At 59.7% G+C, this 2,320-nt stretch carries 2 protein-coding genes; both read right to left on the bottom strand.

Annotated features, from left to right (window positions below):
• Window positions 1-1,980, bottom strand: a 1,980-nt coding sequence (locus AC1DSG_RS30315) for a mechanosensitive ion channel family protein (protein ID WP_477794160.1), incomplete at its 3' end; no start/stop codon positions are given.
• A gap of 77 nt (window positions 1,981-2,057) precedes the next feature.
• On the bottom strand, window positions 2,058-2,234 hold the full coding sequence (locus tag AC1DSG_RS30310) for a hypothetical protein (RefSeq protein ID WP_223513959.1): 177 nt from the start codon (window positions 2,232-2,234) through the stop codon (window positions 2,058-2,060).
• Window positions 2,235-2,320: the final 86 nt, after the last annotated feature.

The following is a 2,320-nucleotide window of genomic DNA, read 5'->3' as shown; positions in this document are numbered from 1 at the left end:
CTCGAAACTCTCGACACCCTGGAACTCCAGCGGTGACCAGATATTGCGGCGTTGCAGCGGGTCGGTGCGCATTTTCTGACCGACTTCGCGCATCAGTTTGATCGCGCTATCGATGTCCATGTCAGACGGCACCGCGACCCGGAAGATCGCGTAGCCGAATTCCCGGGAGTAGTTCTTGATGCTTTTGATTTCGCTGAACGGAATGGTGTGGACGATGCCGTCGATGTCCCGCAGGCGCACGGTGCGAATGGTCAGCCCTTCGACGGTGCCCAGGTGGCCGCCGACGTCCACGTAATCATCGATGGCCAGGGAGTCTTCGATGATGATGAACAGACCGGTGATCAAGTCCGCCACCAGCGACTGCGCACCGAAACCGATGGCCAGACCGATCACGCCGGCACCGGCCAGCAATGGCGTGACGTTCATGCCCATGTTCGCCAGCGCGACGATCAGCGCGATAATGAAAATCGCCACGAACAGCACGTTGCGGATCAACGGCATCATCGTCTGCGCGCGGGTATTGGCCAGGCCTTTGCGTGAACGGGTGAGTGCGAGGTGTACGGCAGTGTCACTGAGAATCCAGATCAGCCAGGCGAAAATCAGTGTGCCAGCGAGGCTGAACAGTTTGACGCTGACCTCATGGCCTTCACCTTCGGTGAACGAGATCAGCGACATGCCCCAGACCCGCAGGCCGAGCTCGATGAACGCCAACCACACCAACAAGTGAACGAGGGTGTAGAAAAAGTTTTTCAGGCGTTCCGAATACAGTGCATGGCGCTTCACACCGCGTTGCGGTTTCAGGGCATGGCGCCGCACCAGTCCATTGATGACCATGCTCAACACCAGCAACACGGTGCAGATCAGCGACTGGCGCAAGGCGGTGCTGGTGTCGCCCGCGGAGACGAACGTGGCGAACAGCGATACACCCACCAGCACCAATGCAGGGACGTACCAGAAGGTGCCGAGAATCTCGATGGTATCGCTCAGGGCACGGCGGGTCAGACGCCGGGACAGTGGCTGGTTGCGGATCAAATGCGCAATCGGCCGGCGAAACCGCAAAATGAACAGCCCGGTCGAAATCGCGGCCAGCACGTTGGCCGCCGTCGCTGCCGTGTGCGCCAGGTGACTGCCAAGACCGGCGATCAGTCGCGGATCGTTCAGCGCCTCACCAAACGCGGCGAAACTGCCGATCAGCCACAACGGTCGAAAGGCCTGATGCCGCAGGATATACAAGGCGCGGTGGCGGTGCGGGCCATCGAGCAGGGAGAACGCGATCACACAGATCGCCGAGAAACAAGTGCCGACCACCAGCGCGTAAGCCAGCACCATGGCCAGGCTTTTACCCAGTGACGAGGGCAGGGCGTAGCTCATGTAGACGGTGATCACCAGGGCGACCATCCATGGCCCGAGCTTGCGCAGGGCGAAGCGCAACATGTCCAGCGCCTTGGGGTGTTGTGGCAGTTCCTCGGTCAGGCCGAAGCGCGTGCGCACCCGGTGACTGATCCAGATCAGGGCCGCCGCCAGCAGGCTCCAGACCATCAGGATCATGGCGAACGCGAAGATGATCGGCAGCCACTCACTGGCCGGCAACATCAATGCCGTCAGTTCGTCCCTGGCCTGATCGAGTTCGTCAGACCAGCGGGTAAGCGGGCTATCCGCGCCGGAGAATTGCTTTTCGAACGTGGCCAGCGTACCGCCGATCAGTCCCAGCACGCCTTCTTCGGCGGCGGGTTGCGCCTTTTTGGTGGCGTCGCGCAGTTTCTTCAGGTCGGCCAGCAGTTTGCTGCGCTGCTGATCGTTCTCCAGCGACTTGATGACTTCATCCAGCGATTGGCCTAACGGTTCTTGCGCCTCGGGCTGGGCTTTGGTCGAACTGCCGAGCAGGCTCGGCAAACCGGCCGCATGGGCAGGTGCCATCGGCAGCAACGTCATGAGGCAGACAAGGAAGAAACACGGCAGGGCGAAAAGACGGGCGAGCACTAGGCGGTCAACCTCGGGATGAAAGGATCGGCCGAGTGTACGAGCCCGTCTAAATCAATGCGAGTCAGGGGGAGGATTTATTCGTTGAGTTTGGCGAGGATCTTGAAAATCACGGTGCCGAAAATGGTCAGCATGCCAATCCACATGGCAAATACACCGGCATTTTTGTCGCGAAAGTTGAAGCCGATTGCCAGCATGAGCATCCCGGCGAGGATCGGGACCAGCATGGCGTGAAACGAAGACAACGAGATCATGGAGACGGCCTTGTCAGTGGTTAATTTAAGTCTAGGTGGCTTTTGGGTGACCGATGGGAATGAGGTTCTGGATCAGAAAGTTTGTC

The sequence above is a fragment of the Pseudomonas sp. P5_A12 genome, from assembly GCF_056400685.1.
The sequence above is the reverse complement of the archived record's forward strand: the minus strand, read 5'-3'. Positions and strand labels throughout refer to the sequence as shown.